Source organism: Allosalinactinospora lopnorensis (assembly GCF_000981225.1).
Taxonomy (GTDB): Bacteria; Actinomycetota; Actinomycetes; order Streptosporangiales; family Streptosporangiaceae; genus Allosalinactinospora; species Allosalinactinospora lopnorensis.
On the sequence record NZ_LAJC01000003.1, the window covers coordinates 69203 to 85580 of the forward strand.

Sequence of the window (16378 nt, forward strand, 5' to 3'; positions counted from 1 at the left end):
ACCTGCCCGCCCCGGACCCGCCACCCGGTAGCGATCCGGCCCGTCGAAGGCCCGAGGCCGGGACCGTTCCCCATGCCTCAAGCAGCGGCGAGCCGGTGCGGTGTCGGGTTCAAGCGAACTGCTGGACGACGGCGCCGGTGGCCCCGTCGACGGTGATCGTCTGTCCTGTGGTGATCCGATGCGTCGCGTCCGCGACACCCACGACGGCCGGGATGCCGTACTCGCGCGCCACCACCGCGCCGTGCGAGTTCGGCCCGCCCATCTCCATCACCAGACCGCCCGCGGTCAGGAACAACGGCGTCCAGCCGGGATCGGTGCTCGGCGCGACCAGGATCTCGCCCGGTTCCAGGTGAGCGCCGACCGGATCGAGCACAACACGGGCCGTGCCGGTGACCGTGCCCGCGGACGCGGGCGTGCCGACCAGCCCATCCGTCGCCGGGGCCTGGGTCAAAGCCTCGGGTTCGGTGCCGTCGGACAACAGCACCCTGGGCAGCCTGCGGCAGCGCAATTCCAGGTCGTAGGCAGCCCGCCGACCGGTGATCACATGACGGAGGTCGTGCTCGCCGAGCATCTCTTGGAAATCCAGGAAGAACACGTCTTCGACCCGCGCGACCCGGCCGGTCGCGACCAGTTCCTCGCCCAACTTGAGAAGCTGCCGCCGGACGGCGTCGAGAGCCACGATCAGGTAGTACTTGGGCATCTCCCGCAGACCGATAAGCCGCCGCGCACGGTCGAACGCGAACCGGGCCATCCACTTCACCCGCGCCTGACCGGCGAGCCGGTCGATCGTGGCCTGCGCCGCGGCGGCACCGCGGGCGAACTGCCTATCGGGAGCGAGGTCCGGGTCGTCCAGTCTGAGATAATTGGCCAGCACGCCGAGAATGTGGGTCGGATCATCGGCCCACCGCGGCATGCCGAGGTCGATCTCGGCGACCGCTCGGTGCCCCCACTTCTCCAGGAACGCGCCGATCCCGACGTCCGGAAGATCCTGGTAGCGCAGCCACTCCGGCGGGGTGTCCAGAAACCGGGCCCGGGCCTCCTCGTTCGCCCGGATGCGGGTGGCGATCTGCCATAGCTCCAGGTCCATCTCGGTGGTGATGTTGTGCGGCAGGCCGCGTAGCACCTCCTGCACGCTGTCGGCCCCGGTCAGCTTGCGCGCGAGGAGCAGCATGGCGAACCCGGCTCCCACACTCGGGAGCACGGTGGGCAGCACGGGGGCGGCCCCACCGAGCAGCCTGCAAATGTGATCGATCCGCTGCTGCCGGGTCGCCGGCTCCGGCAGGTACGCCTTGACTCGCAGCCGTTCGCAGAGTTCGGCCACGTGGCGGTGGGCGGCGTCCGGCGCGGCGATCGCCCGCAGGCCCCGCAACGGGACGCGGTACTTCAACGCGACCTTCAGTAGTCGTCGCAGGAACTTGCGGCGCGAGGTGTATTTGAGCGAGAACCGCGGATCGTCGAACAATCCTTTAAGAATCTTCGCGGACCGGGCTTCCATCACATCGAGGACCTTCGGGACGATCATGCGGCCGACCGTGCTGCGAATCGGGTCGGTTACGTCGATGAAGACCCGTTGACCGGGGGTGAGGACCATCGGCGGTCCGTCGAACGGATTTCGCACCGGGTAGCCGACGATGTGTTTGCTGGCCGAACTCGCGATCAGCCGTATTGCGGCTAGACCGCTCGGGGTGATCGGGCGGTAGAGACCCTGCGCGATGCTGAACGAGAAATACGCCCGTGTGTCCTCCGCGGTTTGCGTGGGGAGAGGGTAGAGGGTGGTGATCGGTCTCGCCTGGGTGAGCCAGAGCTCGCCGTTCTCGATGGCCCACTCGGTGTCCTGCGGGCTCTTGTAGTGGTTCTCCGTTGCCGCACCGAGTCTGGCGAGGGCGAGGATCTGGTCGTCGGTGAGGCAGGGGTCGGTGCCCGTCCGCTCGATCTGTTCGGTGCCGCCCTCGGGACGTGAGCGGATCACGATGCGCTTGTCGCCGATGCGGCGCTCGGTGATCTCGTTGTCCGTCACCACGAAGTGATCCGGGTTCACCGCGCCGGAGACGACGGCCTCGCCGAGCCCCGGGCCGGCGTCGATCACGTACTGGTGGCGCCGACCGGTCACGGGGTTGGCCGTGAACATCACGCCGGCCACATCCGACTGGACCATCCGCTGGATGACGACCGCGAGCCGAACAGTGTCCTCGTCGATCCCGTTGGTGGCCCGGTAAGCGACCGCGCGGTCTGTCCACAACGACGCCCAGCAGTTGCGCGTTGCCGCGAGTACCGCTTCGGCGCCGATGATGTTGAGGTACGTGTCCTGCTGACCGGCGAAGCTCGCGAACGGCAGGTCCTCCGCCGTGGCCGACGACCGCACAGCCACCGGGACGTTCTCCCCAAGCGCCTGGTAGGCCTCGGTGATCTCCTCGACGATTTCCGCGGGGATCTCGTCGTTCAGCAGCCGCTCCCGCGCGTTGGTGTGATCAGCGCCGGCCACCCTTTTGTACGCATCCGTCGTGACGCAAAATCCGGGCGGCACCGGCAAACCGGCCCTGGTCAGGACGCCGAGGTTCGCGCCCTTACCGCCGACCGAAGCGAGCATGTCGCCGTCGATCTCGGCGAACCCGACTGTCCAAGTCATGAGCCAGAGGCTACCCCGAAAACTCAACGCTTGTTGAAAATACCCTCGGACGGGCTATCGCGTGCCGGGTCGGCTGTGATGTCCAAGCGGAACAGAGGAACGGCTCCGAGTCCCCGCGCTGAGCGCCGCACCGCCGACAGGGGTGCTCAGGTCCTGCGCAGCAGCCATATCAGGTAGGGCGCACCGATCAGGGCGGTCACCACGCCGACCGGGATCTCCACCGGAGCGAGCAGGGACCGGCCCAGGCGTCCGCGCTCACGACGAGCACCGCACCGAGCAGCGCGGCCATGGGAACGAGACGCGCCGTTGCGCCGCCCACGATGCGGCGCGCCAGGTGCGGGGCGACCAGACCGACGAACCCGACGGTGCCGACGGCGGCGGCCGTGCCGGAGGCGAGTACAGCGGAGCACCCCAGTACCAGCACCCGGGCACGGCCGAGGGAGAGGCCGAGCGCGCGGGGAAGGTCGTCGCCGAAGGCGAGCAGGTCCACCGACCGGGAGAGGCACACAAGGAGCACGGCGGCAGCGGCAGGGGCGGCCAGCCACCCCAGCGCGGTGAAATCGCGGGCGTAGGTGCTGCCGGAAAGCCAGGTCAGCGCGGCTGAGAGGTTCATCTGCGCGCCGACCACCAGCATGTGCACCAGCGCCTGCGCCGTGTAGCCGCAGCCCAGGCCGACGAGGACCACCCGCGTGGGATCGAGGCCGGTGCGCCCGTGCGCGATCAGCATGACCAGACCGAGCGTGGCCATCCCGCCGACGGCCGCGGCAAGCGGAAGCACCGCGGCGGGCGCGGCGGGCGCGGTCAGGATGACGAGCACGGCGCCGACAGCGGCACCCTGGGTTACGCCGATCAGGTTGGGTTCGGCGATCGGATTGCGCACGACCGACTGCACGGCGGCCCCCGCCACCGCGAGGCAGGCACCCGCGAGCGCGGCGACGAGGATCCGCGGCAGACGGTAGGCCACAACGGCGTGGCTGGCGCCGTCGCCGAAGCCGAGGAGCACGGCGCTCAACTGCTGCCAGCCGACCGCGACGTCCCCGACGCGCAGGCCGACCGCCATCGCCGCCGCCAGCGCGGCCACGCAGGCCGCCAGGGCGAGCAGGTAGCTGTCCGCGCCGCGCGGGCGCGCCGTGGCGACCGCCGCTCCGACGTCGGCGTCGCCCGTGGTGATTCTGGAGGCCAGGAACACGAACACCGGTCCGCCGAGCAGCGCGGTGACCACCCCGACGGGGAGTTCACCGTGCCCGGCCGATGGGGGCAGCAGGAGCTGGGCGCCGGTGTCGGCGGCCACCACGAGCGCGGCGGCGACCAGCGCGGCCAGCGGCAGGCGCGCCGCGTGCGCGTTGACCCCCAGCATCCGCACCACGACCGGCGCGATGAGCCCGACGAAGGCGACCGGACCGGTCACGGTCACAGCGGCCGCGGCGAGCAGCACGGCGAGCACGAGCACGGCCGGCCGCACGCGGCCGACCCGCACCCCCATCGCCTCCGCGGTCTCGTCGCCGAGCGCGATCAGGTCGAGCTGCCGGGCGAACAGCAGCGCCACCAGGAACAGGCAGCCGACGAAGACACCGGCCGCCAGCGGGCGTTCCAGCCCGGTCTGCAGCAGCGACCCCTTGCCCCACACGTACATTCCCCGCGTGGAGTTCTCGTCCAGGATCTGCAGGAACTCCGCCCCGGCCGTACCGGCGAGCATGACCGTGGCCCCCGCGAGCAGCACGCGCCCCGGGGTCAGCACGCCGCCGACCGTGAGGAGGTACACCACGAGCATCGCGAGCAGCCCGCCGAGGAAGGCCACTCCCCCGCCCGTGAGCAGGCCGACGTTGAGGCCCGTGAACGCCACCGCGACCACCGCGAAATAGGCCCCCGCGTTGACGCCGAGGGTGTCGGGCGAGGCGAGCGGGTTGCGGGTCACCCCTTGGAGCAGGGTGCCGGACACGCCGAGCGCGATCCCCGTGACGAGTCCGGCGAGCGTGCGCGGCAGGCGGCTGCCCAGCAGTACGGCCTCGGCGTGCGGGTCCGCCCGGCCGGCGAGGAGGCCCGCGAACTCGGCGACGCCGACTCCGGAGGCGCCGAGCCCGATGTGCACGACGACGACACCGAGCAGCGCGCACGAGACTGCGCCGCCCACCAGCGTCGCTGGCGGACGGCGCAGGGAGCGGCCTTCGGCCTTGAGCATCCCGCTAGGCCTCGAATGCCTTGGCGGTCTCCTCCAGCAGCTGCATCGACGAAAGCGGTCCGCCGAACAGCCAGGTGCCGGGGTCGAGTCCGGCGACGCGGTCGTCCGCCACGAACGACAGGTCCTGCCACACGGAGTTGTCCCGCAGCTCCCCGGTGAACGGGTTGTCCTCCTCGGCGGCCACGTACAGGAAGACGGCGTCCTCCTCGACCCGGGTCAGGCCTTCGACGCCAACGGTCGTCATGCCCCATTCGTCCGGTTCGCCGTCCCAGCCGTTGTCCAGCCCGACCGATTCGAGGAGCGCTGCGGCGGCCGCGTCGCCGGTGAACATCCGGATGCTCGGCGCGCCCTCCTCGGAGAAGCCCTGCGCCAGCGCGAACGTCTCGCCCGATCTGCCCGCCTCGTCCAGCCGCTCCTCGACCTCCGCCGTCTTCTCGTCGAGGTCGGCGAGGACCTGTTCGGCCTCGTCCTCCTTCCCGACGGCCTTGCCCAGCTCGGCGAAGTTCGTCCGCATGGTGTCCAGCTGCGGTTCGTCGGTCGGCTGGAAGGACACTACGGGCGCGATCTCCTCCAGTTGGTCGAAGTTCTCCTTGAGGCGGTCCTCGTCGGAGACGATCAGGTCGGGCTCCAGCGCCCTGATCTTCTCGATGCTCGGCTCCTGGCGCGTGCCGACGTCCTCGACACCGCCGGGAAGCTCGGTGCCCTCCGCCGAGACCCAGGTCCGGTACCCCTCGCTGTCAGCGACGCCGACCGGCTCGACACCGAGCGCGAGCAGCTCTTCGGTGTAGGCGTACTCCAGCGAGACGACCCTGGCCGCCGGTTCGGGCAGCCCGACGGGACCGCGAGCGGTCTCGACGCTGATCTCACCGGTACCGTTGCCGTTGCCGTCGCCGCCCGGGTCGCTCACGGTTCCGGAGCCGCACCCGGCCGCGGCGAGCGTCAGTACGGCGGCGGAGCCTCCGGTCGCCAGCATGCGTATGAGCCTGTTCATGGGAAGCCACCTTGTGTGTCGGGGATTTCGGGGCGCTCTCGTGGAGTCTCAGAGCGCGGCCGTGTCGGGCCGGATGGGAAAGCACGCGAGATGGCCGGAGTCCGGGTCGCGGACCACACTGACCCGGATCCCGAACGCCTGGGCGATGGAGTCCGGGGTAAGCGCCTCGGACGGGGATCCCGTCCGTACCACCGCCCCGTCGGCGATGACGGCGACCGTGTCGGCGTAGGAGGCGGCCTGCATCAGGTCGTGCAGTACGACCCCGCACGCGATGCCGTGATCGTGCGCGAGCGTGCGCACCACGTCCAGGACCTCGAACTGGTGCCGCAGGTCCAGGTAGGTCGTCGGCTCGTCGAGCAGCAGGATGTTGGCCCGCTGGGCGAGCACGGTGGCGAGCCAGGCGCGCTGGCGTTCACCGCCGGAGAGCTCGTCGAGGCGCTGGTGCGCGAGCGGCTCGGCGTCGGTCACGGCGAGCGCCCACTCGATCGATTCGGCGTCGTCGGCCGTGTGGCGGGCGAACGCCCCGCGGTGGGCGTAGCGGCCGTGGCGCACCAGTTCCCGCACGGTGACCCCCGCCGGCACCTGTGCCGTCTGCGGGAGGAACGCCAGCCGCTGGGAGAGAGCGCGCCGTGACAGCGAGCCGAGCGGGACGCCTTCGACCCCTACGCCGCCGCCGAGCGGCGGCAGGAGCCCCGCCATGGTGCGCAGCAGGGTCGATTTCCCGCAGCCGTTCGGCCCCACGAGAACGGTCACCTCGCCCGCGCGCAGCGCGAGGTCGACGCCGGAGAGTATCCGCTGTTTCGCGTGGCCCGCATCGAGCCCTTCCGCCAGGAGCCGGACCTCACCTCGTCTCACAGGGCACCTCTCACGTCGATCACGGGAGCACCCTACCGAATTAGGTAAACCAAACCTAAGCGGGGTGGGTGTTTTCGCTGCACCGCGGCCTGGACGCGCACGGAGACCGGCTCGGCCGCGGAGCCCGCGCGCCGACGTTTGAGCACACAGGCCTGGGTCAGCCGGAGAAGGGAGAAGACTCCGCCGACCGAGAAGGGGGCCGGCCATGGCCGAGTCAACGACGTCCGCCTCGCTGCGCGTATTCGCCTCGCCGAGCCGCTACGTCCAGGGGCGCGGCGCACTGGCCGACCTGGGGCACCGGGTCGCGCCGCTCGGTTCCCGGCCGCTGGTCCTCACCGACGACATCGTCCGCGAGCTGGCCGAACCCACCCTCGAAGCCTCGTTCAAGGACGCCGATCTCCCACTGTCCTTCGAACGCTTCACCGGGACACCGAGCAGGAACGAGATCCGGCGCGTCGCGGAGGTGATCACCAAGCAGGGGCACGACGTCGTCATCGGCATGGGCGGCGGCGCGGCCATCGACACGGCCAAGGCGGCGGGCGACGACGCCGGCGCCGCCTGGGTAAGCGCCGCCACCGTGGCCTCGACCGACGCGCCGACCTCCGCGCTCTCGGTGATCTACACCGAGTCGGGCGCCTTCGAGAGCTACCGCTTCTACGACCGCAACCCCGCCCTGGTCGTGGTCGACACCCAGATGGTGGCCGACGCCCCTGTCCGGTTCCTCTCCGCGGGAGTGGGCGACGCGCTGGCCACCTGGATCGAGGCCCGTGCCGTGCGCGAGGCCGACCGGCCGACCATGGTGGGCGGGCGGCCCACACGCGCGGGCACTGCGCTGGCCCGGCTGTCCTGGGACATCCTGTGGGAGTCGGCGCTGCCGGCGCTGCGGGCCGTGCAGGAGAACCTCGTGACCCCGGACGTGGAGGCGGTCGTGGAGGCCAACACGCTGCTCTCGGGGCTGGGTTTCGAATCCGGAGGGCTGGCGGCCGCGCACGCGATCCACGACGGCCTCACCGCCGTCGACGAGACCCACCACCTCGCCCACGGCGAGAAGGTCAACATCGGCTCGCTCACCCAACTGGTCCTCGAAGACGCGCCCACGGACGAGATCGAGGAGTTCGCCGAGTTCACCGCGCGCGTCGGGCTGCCGACCACGCTCACTGAAGCCGGGCTCGCCGACGCCGGCGACGCGGTCCTGGGCACGGTCGTGGAGGCCGCCATGGCGTCCCAGGAGACGATCCACAACCTGCCCTTCACCCCCTCGCGGCGCGACGTGCGCGACGCGCTGCGCGCGGTGGAGGCCATCGGCCGGCAGGGCCGGATCCGCGCCGGACTCGGCGCTCCCCAGCCGCCCGAGCGGCACTGAGGGGCGAAGGCGGTGCCGGAAGCCGGCGGCGCGCGCCCCGCGGTTCTTCGCACCGGACGGTGCGCCCGCCTACTCGGAGGGCCACGATGGTCGGCGACCCCGAAACCGAACCGGGAAGGAGGACGGACGGTATGCAACTGCCCCGCCTGCTGGGAGCCGCGACGATCGCCTTCAGCACCGCCTTCATCGTCCGCCCACGCCTGATAGCCGGCCCCAGCGGGCACACCGGGCCCGACGGGCGCGTCCCCCGCGACACCAGGCTGCTCATGAACGCCATCGGAGTGCGCGACATCGCGATCGGCGCGGCGATGATGTGCGCCCCCAACGGCCCGGCACTGCGGGCCGCCGTCGCCGCCCGCGTGGCCTCCGACCTCGGCGACGCGCTCGTCTTCGGCTTCGGCCTGCCCGAACGCGCCCAGCGCCTCAAGATCGCCGCCGCGGCCGCCTCCTGGGCGGCGGTGTGCGCCTACAGCGTCCGGCACATCCAGGACTGATTCCGGGAGCGCCCCGGCCGCGTGCTCCCCTCATGCGCGGGGACCGCGGCCGCGCGGTCCGTAGAGTGGCGGTCAGGCGCCAGCATCGACGAAGGGAAGGGAACAGCATGCGCAAGCGCACGCTCGGCAGCCAGGGCCTGACCGTCTCCGAGCAGGGCCTGGGGTGCATGGGGATGTCGTTCTCCTACGCCGGCCGCGACGACGCGGAGTCGGTGCGGACCCTGGAACGGGCACTGGAGCTGGGGATCGACTTCTTCGACACCGCCGACATGTACGGGCCGTGGACCAATGAGGAACTGGTCGGCCCGGTGCTGCGCAGACACCGGGACCAGGTGGTCATCGCCACCAAGTTCGGCAACGAGGTCACCCCGGAGGGCAAGCTCATCGGCCAGGTGAACGGCCGCCCGGAGTACCTGCGCCAGGCGCTGGAGGGGTCGCTGCGCCGGCTGGGCGTCGACCACGTCGACCTGTACTACCAGCACCGCGTCGACCCCGACGTGCCCATCGAGGAGACCTGGGGCGCCCTCGCCGAGCTCGTCGACGCGGGGAAGGTGCGCCACCTGGGGATCTCCGAGGCGGCCCCGCAGACCATCCGCCGCGCCCACGCCGTGCACCCGATCACGGCGCTGCAGAGCGAGTACTCGCTGTTCACGCGCGATGTCGAGGAGGACGGCGTGCTCGCGACCGTGCGGGAGCTGGGCATCGGGTTCGTCGCCTACAGCCCCCTGGGCCGCGGTTTCCTCACCGGCGCGATCCGCGGCCCCCAGGACCTGGCCGAGGACGACCGCCGCCGCAACCTGCCCCGTTTCCAGCAGGAGAACTTCGACGCCAACCTCGCCCTGGTCGAACGGGTGCGCTCCCTCGCCGGGGCCAGGGGTGTCGCTCCGGGCCAGCTCGCCCTGGCCTGGGTCCTCGCCCAAGGCGACGGCATCGTGCCGATTCCGGGAACCAAACGCCGCACCTACCTGGGGGAGAACGTCGCCGCCTCCGACATGGCGCTCACCCCCACGGAGCTGGACGAGCTGAGCCGGGCGGCGCCACGCGGCGCCGCGGCGGGCGAGCGCTACCCCGCCGACGGCATGCGCCGCGTGGGTCTGTGAGCGCCCCGCCGTGGAGGTACCGGCCCGCACACCCCGTCGCACCGCTGTGCGGGCGGGCGTGTTCCGGGGCCGGTCCTCAGCGGGAGAACAGTTCGAAGGCGAGCGCGGGGCGGTCGCCGAAACGGGGCGCGGCGCTGCCGGTGATCTGCTTCATGATGTCACGGCAGTAGCTCTCCGGATCGGTGTCGGTGAGCCCCTCGATATAGGTGCGGTGCTCCAGCAGGGAGCGCACCCCTCGTTCGAGTCCCCCGGTCACGTCGACGGCGTGGGTCGGCTGCGGCGAGGCGGCGACCGCCACCCAGCGCACCCCGTCCCACGGCACCAGGCCCTCGTCGGCCAGCTCGGGGAAGATCCAGCGGTTGCCCGCGTCGGCGGCCGCGTCCAGCGCCGCCCGCCCCACCGCCCGGTGGTCCGGGGTGTTCCACGCGCCCCTGCCCCAGGTGTCGTGGTGGTTGATGGTCACCACCAGCTCGGGGCGGTGGCCGCGGATCGCCGCTGTGAGATCGCGGCGCAGCGCGGGACCGTACTCGATCACCCCGTCATGGTGGCCGAGGAACTCCACCGCCGAGACGCCGACCACCTCCGCGCCGGCCCGCTGCTCCCGCTCGCGGATCTCGGCCGACTCCTCCGGCGGCACCCCCTCGATTCCGGCCTCTCCCCGCGTGGCGAGCAGGTAGGCGACCTCACGGCCGCCGTCGACCCAGGTGGCGACCGCGGCGGCGGTCCCGTACTCGACATCGTCGGGATGGGCGACGATCGCCAGGGCCCGGCGCCACTCGGTGGGCATCGGCTCGAGCTGCTCGGTCAACGCGTCCCCCGTGTGATCGGTCGCGTGCGTCGTCTCGCGCCCCTGACGTTCCCCGGCTCCCGGCGGCGAAAACGGCCGGCCCTCGAAAGGGGGAAACCAGGCTGGGGCCGTCCGGCCGACGCCGCGCGGGTCCAGCGACGGGTGAGTGCCGATGCGATCGAGTGAGCCCGACCCCGCCACGGCGTGGCCGGCGGTGGCCGACATCGCCGACAGGGTTTCCGGAGGCTCGGCGTCCGCGGAGGAGTTCGCGCGGGCGGCGCTGCAACGCGCCACACGCGAGGACGAGCGGTTGCGGGCCTTTCGCGAGGTGTGGCCCGAGCACGCGGTGCGCGTGGCGCGGCAGATCGACGCGGCCGTGGTCCGGGGAGCCACATTCCCGCTGGCCGGGGTTCCAATCGCGGTCAAGGCGTGGGGCGGCACCACCTCGGCGATCGCCGACCGGCTGATCGCGGCCGGCTGCGTCCCGCTCGGCGCCACCTCCGTGCCGGGACCGGGCACGGACTACCAGACCTGGGGCAGCACCGAGCGCGGCCCGACCCGCAATCCGTGGTGCCCCGATCGCGTGCCCGGCGGTTCCTCGGCCGGATCCGCGGCCGCCGTCGCGGCGGGGATCGTTCCGCTGGCCACCGGCGGCGACAGCGCCGGGTCGATCCGCATCCCCGCCGCATGGTGCGGCGTGCTGGGCATGAAACCCACGAACGCGTGGCTGCCCACCCGGCGCGGCGACGGCCTGGGGGCACTCGGCCCGCTGGCGGCCAACGCCGGCGACCTCGCCACTGTCCTCGATGTGCTGTTCCCGCGGCAGGAGGGCCGATTCACCCGCGCCCTCAGCACGGAGACGCCCCGATCGGCGGTGTGGTCGCCCACCCTGGCTTCGCCGCAACCGATGCCGACATCGCCTACAGCGCCGCGCGGCGGCTGGCCGCCATAGGCCGGGTGGCGCTGCGGCGGGATCCCGAGGTGGAGCTCATCGACCCCGCCCGGGCATGGATGGCGCTGCGCCGGAGGCGCCCCGACACCGCCGCCGGCGCGGAGCACGCCGAGATCGAGCGGCGGCTGCGCCAGGTGTTCGAACGGGTCGAGCTGATCCTGACCCCCACCACGCCGTGCGAGCCGCACGGCCACGACGGCCCGGGAGACCGGGTGGGAACGGAACTGACCTGGACGTTCAACCTGACCGGCCACCCGGCTCTGAGCCTGCCCGCCGGATTCACCGCGTCCGGCCTGCCCGTGGGCCTGCAGGTCGTCGCGAGGCGCCACCACGACCACCTCCTTCCCTCCGCCGCTGACGCCGGATGAGTGCGGCTAGGCTTCTCCACGGCGGCGGCCGATGAGGAGGTGCGAGGGTGGAGCTGAGCCGGGCACAGGCCGAGGGATACCGGTCGCGGGTGCGGGGATGCCTGCTCGGCGGCGCCATCGGCGACGCCCTTGGGGCGCCGGTGGAGTTCGTCGCCCTCTCCAGGATCCGCGCCGAGCACGGCGAGCGCGGTGTGCGGGGATACTGCGCCGACCACACGGGCGGAGCGCCCCGGTTCGGCCTGGTCACCGACGACACGCAGATGACCCTGTTCACCGTGGAGGGACTGGCCCAGGCAGGGATACGCCGGGACCGCGGGCTCGGCTTCAATCCGGTAGGACTGCTGCACAGGAGCTACCTGACCTGGTACGAGACGCAGACACGCGCGGAGCCGAGCGGCGATCGGGCGGGCTGGCTGCGCCGCGAGCGCTGGCTGTACGCCAGGCGGGCCCCTGGAAACACCTGCCTGAACGCGCTCGCCGCGGCCGCGGCGCCGACCGGGGAGCGGCAGCGCTACGGCGCCGCGGCGGACAACGGTTCCAAGGGGTGCGGCGGTGTCATGCGCAGCGCTCCCATCGGCCTGCTGCCGCCGTGGAGGGGTGACCACGGTCCCGCGATCTTCTCTTGGGCCGCCGAGGCCGCCGGTCTCACGCACGGCCACCCGACGGGAAAACTGGCCTCGGGCGCGCTCGCGCTCCTCGTCCACCGGCTGGTGGCCGGCGACGGGCTGAGCGGGGCGCTCGACGGCGTGATGAGCGAACTCGCCCGCCACGACGGGCACGAGGAGACAAGCGAGGCCCTTAGCGCCGCCCGCGCGGCCGCGGAGAGCAGCCCGGTGTGCGCGGAGACCGTGGAGCGGCTGGGCGGCGGGTGGATCGCGGAGGAGGCGCTGGCCATCGCGGTCTACGCGGCGCTGGTCCACGATGGACCCACCCCTGATGCGTTCCTCGACGCGCTGGCGCTCGCCGTGACCCATTCCGGCGACAGCGACTCCACGGGCGCCGTCTGCGGAAACATCCTCGGCGCGCTGCACGGGGAGAGCACGCTCCCGCCGGAACTCGCCTTCGAGGTGGAGGGGCGCGGCACGATCCTGCAACTCGCCGACGACTTCGTGTGGGAGTTCACCGCCCCGGACCGGTTGCACGGCGAGTACGGCCCGTTCACCCGGTGGACCGACCGCTATCGCGGTTGACGGGAGTCGCGGCCGCCATGGATTCCGACAACGCCTCCCCCGACGCCGAGCGGGCCGCGTGCGAGGCCGCCGTAGCGGGCGAACTGCGCCTGCTCGACCCCGCCGTGCGCGACGACCCCGCTGCGGCCGGCGCGCTGCTGGACTCCGACTTCACCGAGATCGGCCGCTCAGGGCGGTGGTGGACGCGCGACGCCATCCTGGCGGCGCTGCCCGGGATGGACGCCGAGGGCGGGCCCGGCGCTCCTGAGGGGATGAGCGCCCGGGTCCTCGCACCCGGGCTGGTCCACCTCACCTACACCGTTCGCGGCCCCGGCCGCGACGCCGCCCGCAGCTCGTTGTGGCGCCGCGGCGCCGACGGAACCTGGCGGATGCTGTTCCACCAGGCGACCCCGCTGCCCTGAGGCCGGCCGCCCCTCCTCGGCGCCGCATGGCGGAACCCGCAGTGGGGGTTCTCGCTACTGCTGTCCCTCGCTCCCCTGCTCAAGGGAGGCGATGATGGTGGCCAAGATCTCGGTGATGGTGGCCTCGGCGCTCGCCTTGTCGATGCCCAGGCCGGAGAGCACGCCTGTGCCGTCCTCGAGTTCCAGTAGCGCGAGCAGGATGTGCTCGGTCCCGATGTAGTTGTGCCCCAACCGCAGGGCCTCCCGGAAGGTGAGCTCCAGCGCCTTGCGCGCCTGCTGGTCGTAGGGGACGAGGTCGGGCACCTGCTCGGCCGCCGGCGGCAGCGCCGCGGTCGCGCTCTGCCGGACGGCCTCCAGCGACACGTCCTGCGCGGCGATCGCCTTTATCGCAAGTGCCTCCGGATCGCTCAGCAGGCCCAGCACCAGGTGCTCGGGGCGGATCTCGTCGTTGGCCGCCGCGCGGGCCTCGTTCTGCGCCGCCATCACGACGTTCTTCGCCCGCAGGGTGAACCGGCTGAACCCCTGGTCGGGGTCGAGATCCGGCTGTTCGCCAGAGTCTTTTGAGACGAAGCGTTTCTGCGCCGCCTGCTTGCTGACCCCCATGCTCCTGCCGATCTCCGTCCAGGAAGCGCCCGAGCGCCGTGCCTGGTCCACGAAGTGGCCGATCAGGTGGTCGGCCACTTCGCCGAGGTGCTCCGCGGCGATGACCGCGTCGGAGAGCTGGTCGAGGGTGTGGGGGCGGGCCTTCTTGATGGCCTCGATCAGGTCGTCGAGTCGTACGGGGTGTGTCATGCGAACTGGATCTGTCATGCGTCAACCATAGGTTGACGACCCTGAATGCGTCAACTTCGTGTTGACGATATTCGGGCTCCGGGGGCGTTGGGCGCTTCTGGTCCTGCTGACCTGGATGTCGCCGCCAGGAAACACTCGTGGGGCCCTCAGGCGATCGCGCGGGACACCCGCTCAACGATCTCCTTCAGCGGTGTGTGCTCGGCGGCCTCGCTGTAGACCTCCCACGTCGCCCCGCCGTCCTCGTCCAGGTCGATCTCCACCGAGGCGCATGGGGAGAGGTTCTCCGCCTTGAGGTGGTAGGGGTCCGCCGGATCAGGAGTGCGCACGTTCAGGCCGAGCGTGGCCAGTCCGGCGGTGAGAGCCGCGATGCGGCGTTCCATCTGCTCGTCGGAGAACAGTTCGGGTGCCTCGTCCTGCTCGGGGACGGGCTGGGGGTCGGTGCCCGCGGTGCCTTCGTGGTAGACAGAGCGGGAACCGGGGTCGTGCTTGTCCATAAGCCCTCCGGGGATACGCGGCCCGGGCGGGACGAGCGCCAACTCCAGATCCCGTCCGGGCTGTCGTGGCGTCCTTCGCCATCACTCAATTTCTCAACGACCAGCTTCGACACCTCGTTCGGGTATCCGAACGCTCCAACGTTCATGTCCGCGTGCTGACGTATGAAGGAACGGCCCAGGTCTGCCAATCAGAGGTCGTTGTTTTCTTCGGCATGGCCGATCCCTACCCGGATGTCGTCTACGTCGAGACTCCCAAGGGTGGCGCCTACATCGAGCAGCCCGATACCGATCCCATGGCCGAGCGATATGCTCGAATCTGGGACTATGCCTAAATGAGACGGCTTCGGTCGATTTCATCACGGGACTGATTGAGGAGACATAGTGAATACTCCGCAGCCACCAGCTCAGACCTCGCCGGAGGTGAAGGTTGCGGTTGTTGGCTGGCGTACTAGTAGTTACAGCGAGAATGGTGGCGGCCAGTGCGTTGAAGCCGGACCGGTAGCGGATGCGCCCAGGTACGCCGTGCGGGACTCGCGCCACCCCGGTCACGGCATGTTCCTGTTCTCCGCCGCCGAGTGGACTCTCTTCCTCGGTGGCGTCAAGTCACGGCTGCTCTGAGCCGCCCTCCCCCTTCTGATCCTCAAGCGGGAGCCAGCGGGTCCGCAGATCCGCGGAGTCCAGTGCCCGCAAGACCGACCGGGCCCGGTCGACCTCCGCACGGCTTCCGCTCAGGTGTACCAGCGCAGCGGTGACCCCCGGCTTGACCGGTTCGGTGTCCGGCGGCCGGAGGTGGACGGCGGGGACCAACCCGCGACCGGAAGCGGTCTCGGAAGCGGTGAACAGCCGGATCCGCTCCCCCTTCTCCAGGCCGAAAGTCCGGACCGTGTGAACCGCCGCCCGGTGCGCGCGGTCGATGACGCTGCCGTTGGCGAGCATCCCGTACAGATTCCCGGCGTAGGCGATGGCCGCGCAGTTCAGCGCGTCGTAAGGAGGTCGAGCACCGGATGCCGGCATTCGGTCCAAACGGGAGATAACGTAGAAATTCGAATCCATAAATATCAAGATTCAACAAAAATGGCCTATTCTGGCCATCTTGATTGTGGCATAGAAGTGATCTTTCGTGCTCGCTACTCTCTGAGTTAATGGTTGCCCGTGAATGTGGGCAACGTTACTGCTCGGGGGGTCTTGTGTTCAAAAATCAAGAGGAAAAAAGGTCGCCGCGTCACGTTCTTCGTCGGATCTCCTTAACATCCTGCGTCGTCGTGAGCGCGATACTGCTCGTGGGGTCGCAGACTCCGGCGATCGCGGATTCAGCGAAGGCAACTCCCGCTCCCGCACCTGCCCCAGCAAGCGGCGGCGAAGCAACATTAGACAACACGGGTTCCACAGAAAACACCCGTTCGTCTTCGGCGGTGTGCGTTTTCCAGACCAGGGGCGACTACGTACACGTCTCCTCGTCCGCTTTCGAGGCGTCCGGACACGGCTGGTGGGTCAACGGCAATTGCAGCGCCAGGCTGGCGGTTGTCACGGTGCAGCTGCAGCAGTACTACAGCGACGGAAGATGGCGGAACATAGGCAGTGTGGGTAGGAAGACGGTGGCGTCCGGCGGCGGCGCCGGCAACCGTGCGACCGGGCGGGCAGGGTGCAACAACAGCAGCCTGACGGGGTGGCGCAGCGTCATCGACGTGGACCTGGTCGGGCAGGCCGACGACCCGCGCAAGCTCACCACTCCGGCTCGAAACATCAGATGCAGGCGGTAACGCACCTTGAGCACCAGACCCAACAG

General features: G+C 71.0%; 17 protein-coding genes and 1 pseudogene. 10 read left to right on the forward strand and 8 right to left on the reverse strand.

Annotation, left to right across the window (positions count from 1 at the left end; translation table 11 throughout):
- Positions 1–109: 109 nt before the first annotated feature.
- The 4 genes and pseudogenes from VS93_RS02110 to VS93_RS02125 form a co-directional block, all read right to left on the reverse strand.
- Positions 110–2626 (reverse strand): PEP/pyruvate-binding domain-containing protein, encoded by a 2517-nt coding sequence (locus tag VS93_RS02110; RefSeq protein WP_046468335.1) that lies wholly within the window; start codon positions 2624–2626, stop codon positions 110–112.
- 146 nt (positions 2627–2772) lie between these two features.
- Positions 2773–4805, reverse strand: a pseudogene (locus VS93_RS02115) (iron ABC transporter permease).
- Positions 4806–4809: 4 nt separating this feature from the next.
- Positions 4810–5796: an ABC transporter substrate-binding protein gene (locus tag VS93_RS02120; RefSeq protein ID WP_046468336.1), complete on the reverse strand. Its 987-nt coding sequence runs from the start codon at positions 5794–5796 to the stop codon at positions 4810–4812.
- 48 nt (positions 5797–5844) lie between these two features.
- Positions 5845–6651, reverse strand: a complete 807-nt coding sequence (locus VS93_RS02125; protein ID WP_046468337.1) for an ABC transporter ATP-binding protein — start codon at positions 6649–6651, stop codon at positions 5845–5847.
- A gap of 205 nt (positions 6652–6856) precedes the next feature.
- Between VS93_RS02125 and VS93_RS02130 the strand changes: the two genes are divergently transcribed.
- The 3 genes from VS93_RS02130 to VS93_RS02140 all read left to right on the forward strand — a co-directional run bounded on the left by VS93_RS02130 (position 6857) and on the right by VS93_RS02140 (position 9608).
- Positions 6857–8014: a glycerol dehydrogenase gene (locus VS93_RS02130; protein ID WP_046468338.1), complete on the forward strand. Its 1158-nt coding sequence runs from the start codon at positions 6857–6859 to the stop codon at positions 8012–8014.
- Positions 8015–8145: 131 nt separating this feature from the next.
- Complete coding sequence (locus VS93_RS02135; protein WP_046468339.1) at positions 8146–8508, forward strand: hypothetical protein; 363 nt, start codon at positions 8146–8148, stop codon at positions 8506–8508.
- 107 nt (positions 8509–8615) lie between these two features.
- On the forward strand, positions 8616–9608 hold the full coding sequence (locus VS93_RS02140; protein WP_046468340.1) for an aldo/keto reductase: 993 nt from the start codon (positions 8616–8618) through the stop codon (positions 9606–9608).
- 76 nt (positions 9609–9684) lie between these two features.
- On the opposite strand, the gene VS93_RS02145 is transcribed toward VS93_RS02140, so the two are convergent.
- Entirely contained in the window at positions 9685–10416 is a 732-nt protein-coding gene (locus VS93_RS02145) for a PIG-L deacetylase family protein (protein WP_046468341.1), read from the reverse strand.
- Positions 10417–10567: 151 nt separating this feature from the next.
- Here VS93_RS02145 and VS93_RS02150 point away from each other — a divergent pair, with 151 nt between their 5' ends.
- The 4 genes from VS93_RS02150 to VS93_RS02160 are packed head-to-tail and all read left to right on the forward strand — an operon-like array spanning position 10568 to position 13306.
- The gene (locus tag VS93_RS02150; protein ID WP_082126555.1) at positions 10568–11347 is read left to right on the forward strand and encodes an amidase family protein; all 780 of its coding nucleotides are present in this window, start codon (positions 10568–10570) and stop codon (positions 11345–11347) included.
- Positions 11272–11715 (forward strand): amidase family protein, encoded by a 444-nt coding sequence (locus VS93_RS27525; protein ID WP_082126556.1) that lies wholly within the window; start codon positions 11272–11274, stop codon positions 11713–11715. Before VS93_RS02150 ends, VS93_RS27525 begins: the two co-directional genes overlap by 76 nt.
- A gap of 47 nt (positions 11716–11762) precedes the next feature.
- Positions 11763–12905 carry an ADP-ribosylglycohydrolase family protein gene (locus VS93_RS02155; protein ID WP_046468342.1) on the forward strand — a complete coding sequence of 381 codons (1143 nt, stop codon included), beginning with the start codon at positions 11763–11765 and terminating at the stop codon, positions 12903–12905.
- A 17-nt stretch (positions 12906–12922) separates the two neighbouring features.
- Entirely contained in the window at positions 12923–13306 is a 384-nt protein-coding gene (locus tag VS93_RS02160) for a nuclear transport factor 2 family protein (protein WP_046468343.1), read from the forward strand.
- A gap of 54 nt (positions 13307–13360) precedes the next feature.
- Here the strand turns inward: VS93_RS02160 and VS93_RS02165 are convergent, their stop codons facing one another.
- Together VS93_RS02165 and VS93_RS02170 are read right to left on the reverse strand one after the other, a co-directional pair.
- Positions 13361–14116, reverse strand: coding sequence for a Clp protease N-terminal domain-containing protein (locus VS93_RS02165; protein ID WP_173434237.1), 756 nt, complete (start codon positions 14114–14116; stop codon positions 13361–13363).
- A gap of 128 nt (positions 14117–14244) precedes the next feature.
- Positions 14245–14592 carry a hypothetical protein gene (locus tag VS93_RS02170; RefSeq protein ID WP_046468345.1) on the reverse strand — a complete coding sequence of 116 codons (348 nt, stop codon included), beginning with the start codon at positions 14590–14592 and terminating at the stop codon, positions 14245–14247.
- A gap of 65 nt (positions 14593–14657) precedes the next feature.
- Here VS93_RS02170 and VS93_RS02175 point away from each other — a divergent pair, with 65 nt between their 5' ends.
- Complete coding sequence (locus tag VS93_RS02175) at positions 14658–14924, forward strand: Scr1 family TA system antitoxin-like transcriptional regulator (RefSeq protein ID WP_046468346.1); 267 nt, start codon at positions 14658–14660, stop codon at positions 14922–14924.
- Positions 14925–15012: 88 nt separating this feature from the next.
- On the forward strand, positions 15013–15210 hold the full coding sequence (locus tag VS93_RS27530) for a DUF397 domain-containing protein (RefSeq protein ID WP_236700293.1): 198 nt from the start codon (positions 15013–15015) through the stop codon (positions 15208–15210).
- Here VS93_RS27530 and VS93_RS02180 read toward each other — a convergent pair.
- Positions 15196–15606: a hypothetical protein gene (locus VS93_RS02180; RefSeq protein WP_052745457.1), complete on the reverse strand. Its 411-nt coding sequence runs from the start codon at positions 15604–15606 to the stop codon at positions 15196–15198. The two genes, VS93_RS27530 and VS93_RS02180, sit on opposite strands and share 15 nt — an antisense overlap.
- Positions 15607–16121: 515 nt before the next feature.
- Here VS93_RS02180 and VS93_RS02185 point away from each other — a divergent pair.
- Positions 16122–16352 carry a hypothetical protein gene (locus tag VS93_RS02185; protein ID WP_156184647.1) on the forward strand — a complete coding sequence of 77 codons (231 nt, stop codon included), beginning with the start codon at positions 16122–16124 and terminating at the stop codon, positions 16350–16352.
- The last annotated feature ends 26 nt before the right edge of the window (positions 16353–16378 follow it).

Coding starts and splice junctions, on each gene's coding strand:
- VS93_RS02110 (WP_046468335.1), bottom strand. CDS start 2,626: ATGACTTGGACAGTCGGGTTCGCCGAGATCGACGGCGACATGCTCGCT.
- VS93_RS02150 (WP_082126555.1), top strand. CDS start 10,568: ATGCGATCGAGTGAGCCCGACCCCGCCACGGCGTGGCCGGCGGTGGCC.
- VS93_RS02135 (WP_046468339.1), top strand. CDS start 8,146: ATGCAACTGCCCCGCCTGCTGGGAGCCGCGACGATCGCCTTCAGCACC.
- VS93_RS02170 (WP_046468345.1), bottom strand. CDS start 14,592: ATGGACAAGCACGACCCCGGTTCCCGCTCTGTCTACCACGAAGGCACC.
- VS93_RS02130 (WP_046468338.1), top strand. CDS start 6,857: ATGGCCGAGTCAACGACGTCCGCCTCGCTGCGCGTATTCGCCTCGCCG.
- VS93_RS02120 (WP_046468336.1), bottom strand. CDS start 5,796: ATGAACAGGCTCATACGCATGCTGGCGACCGGAGGCTCCGCCGCCGTA.
- VS93_RS02160 (WP_046468343.1), top strand. CDS start 12,923: ATGGATTCCGACAACGCCTCCCCCGACGCCGAGCGGGCCGCGTGCGAG.
- VS93_RS02165 (WP_173434237.1), bottom strand. CDS start 14,116: ATGACAGATCCAGTTCGCATGACACACCCCGTACGACTCGACGACCTG.
- VS93_RS02140 (WP_046468340.1), top strand. CDS start 8,616: ATGCGCAAGCGCACGCTCGGCAGCCAGGGCCTGACCGTCTCCGAGCAG.
- VS93_RS02180 (WP_052745457.1), bottom strand. CDS start 15,606: ATGCCGGCATCCGGTGCTCGACCTCCTTACGACGCGCTGAACTGCGCG.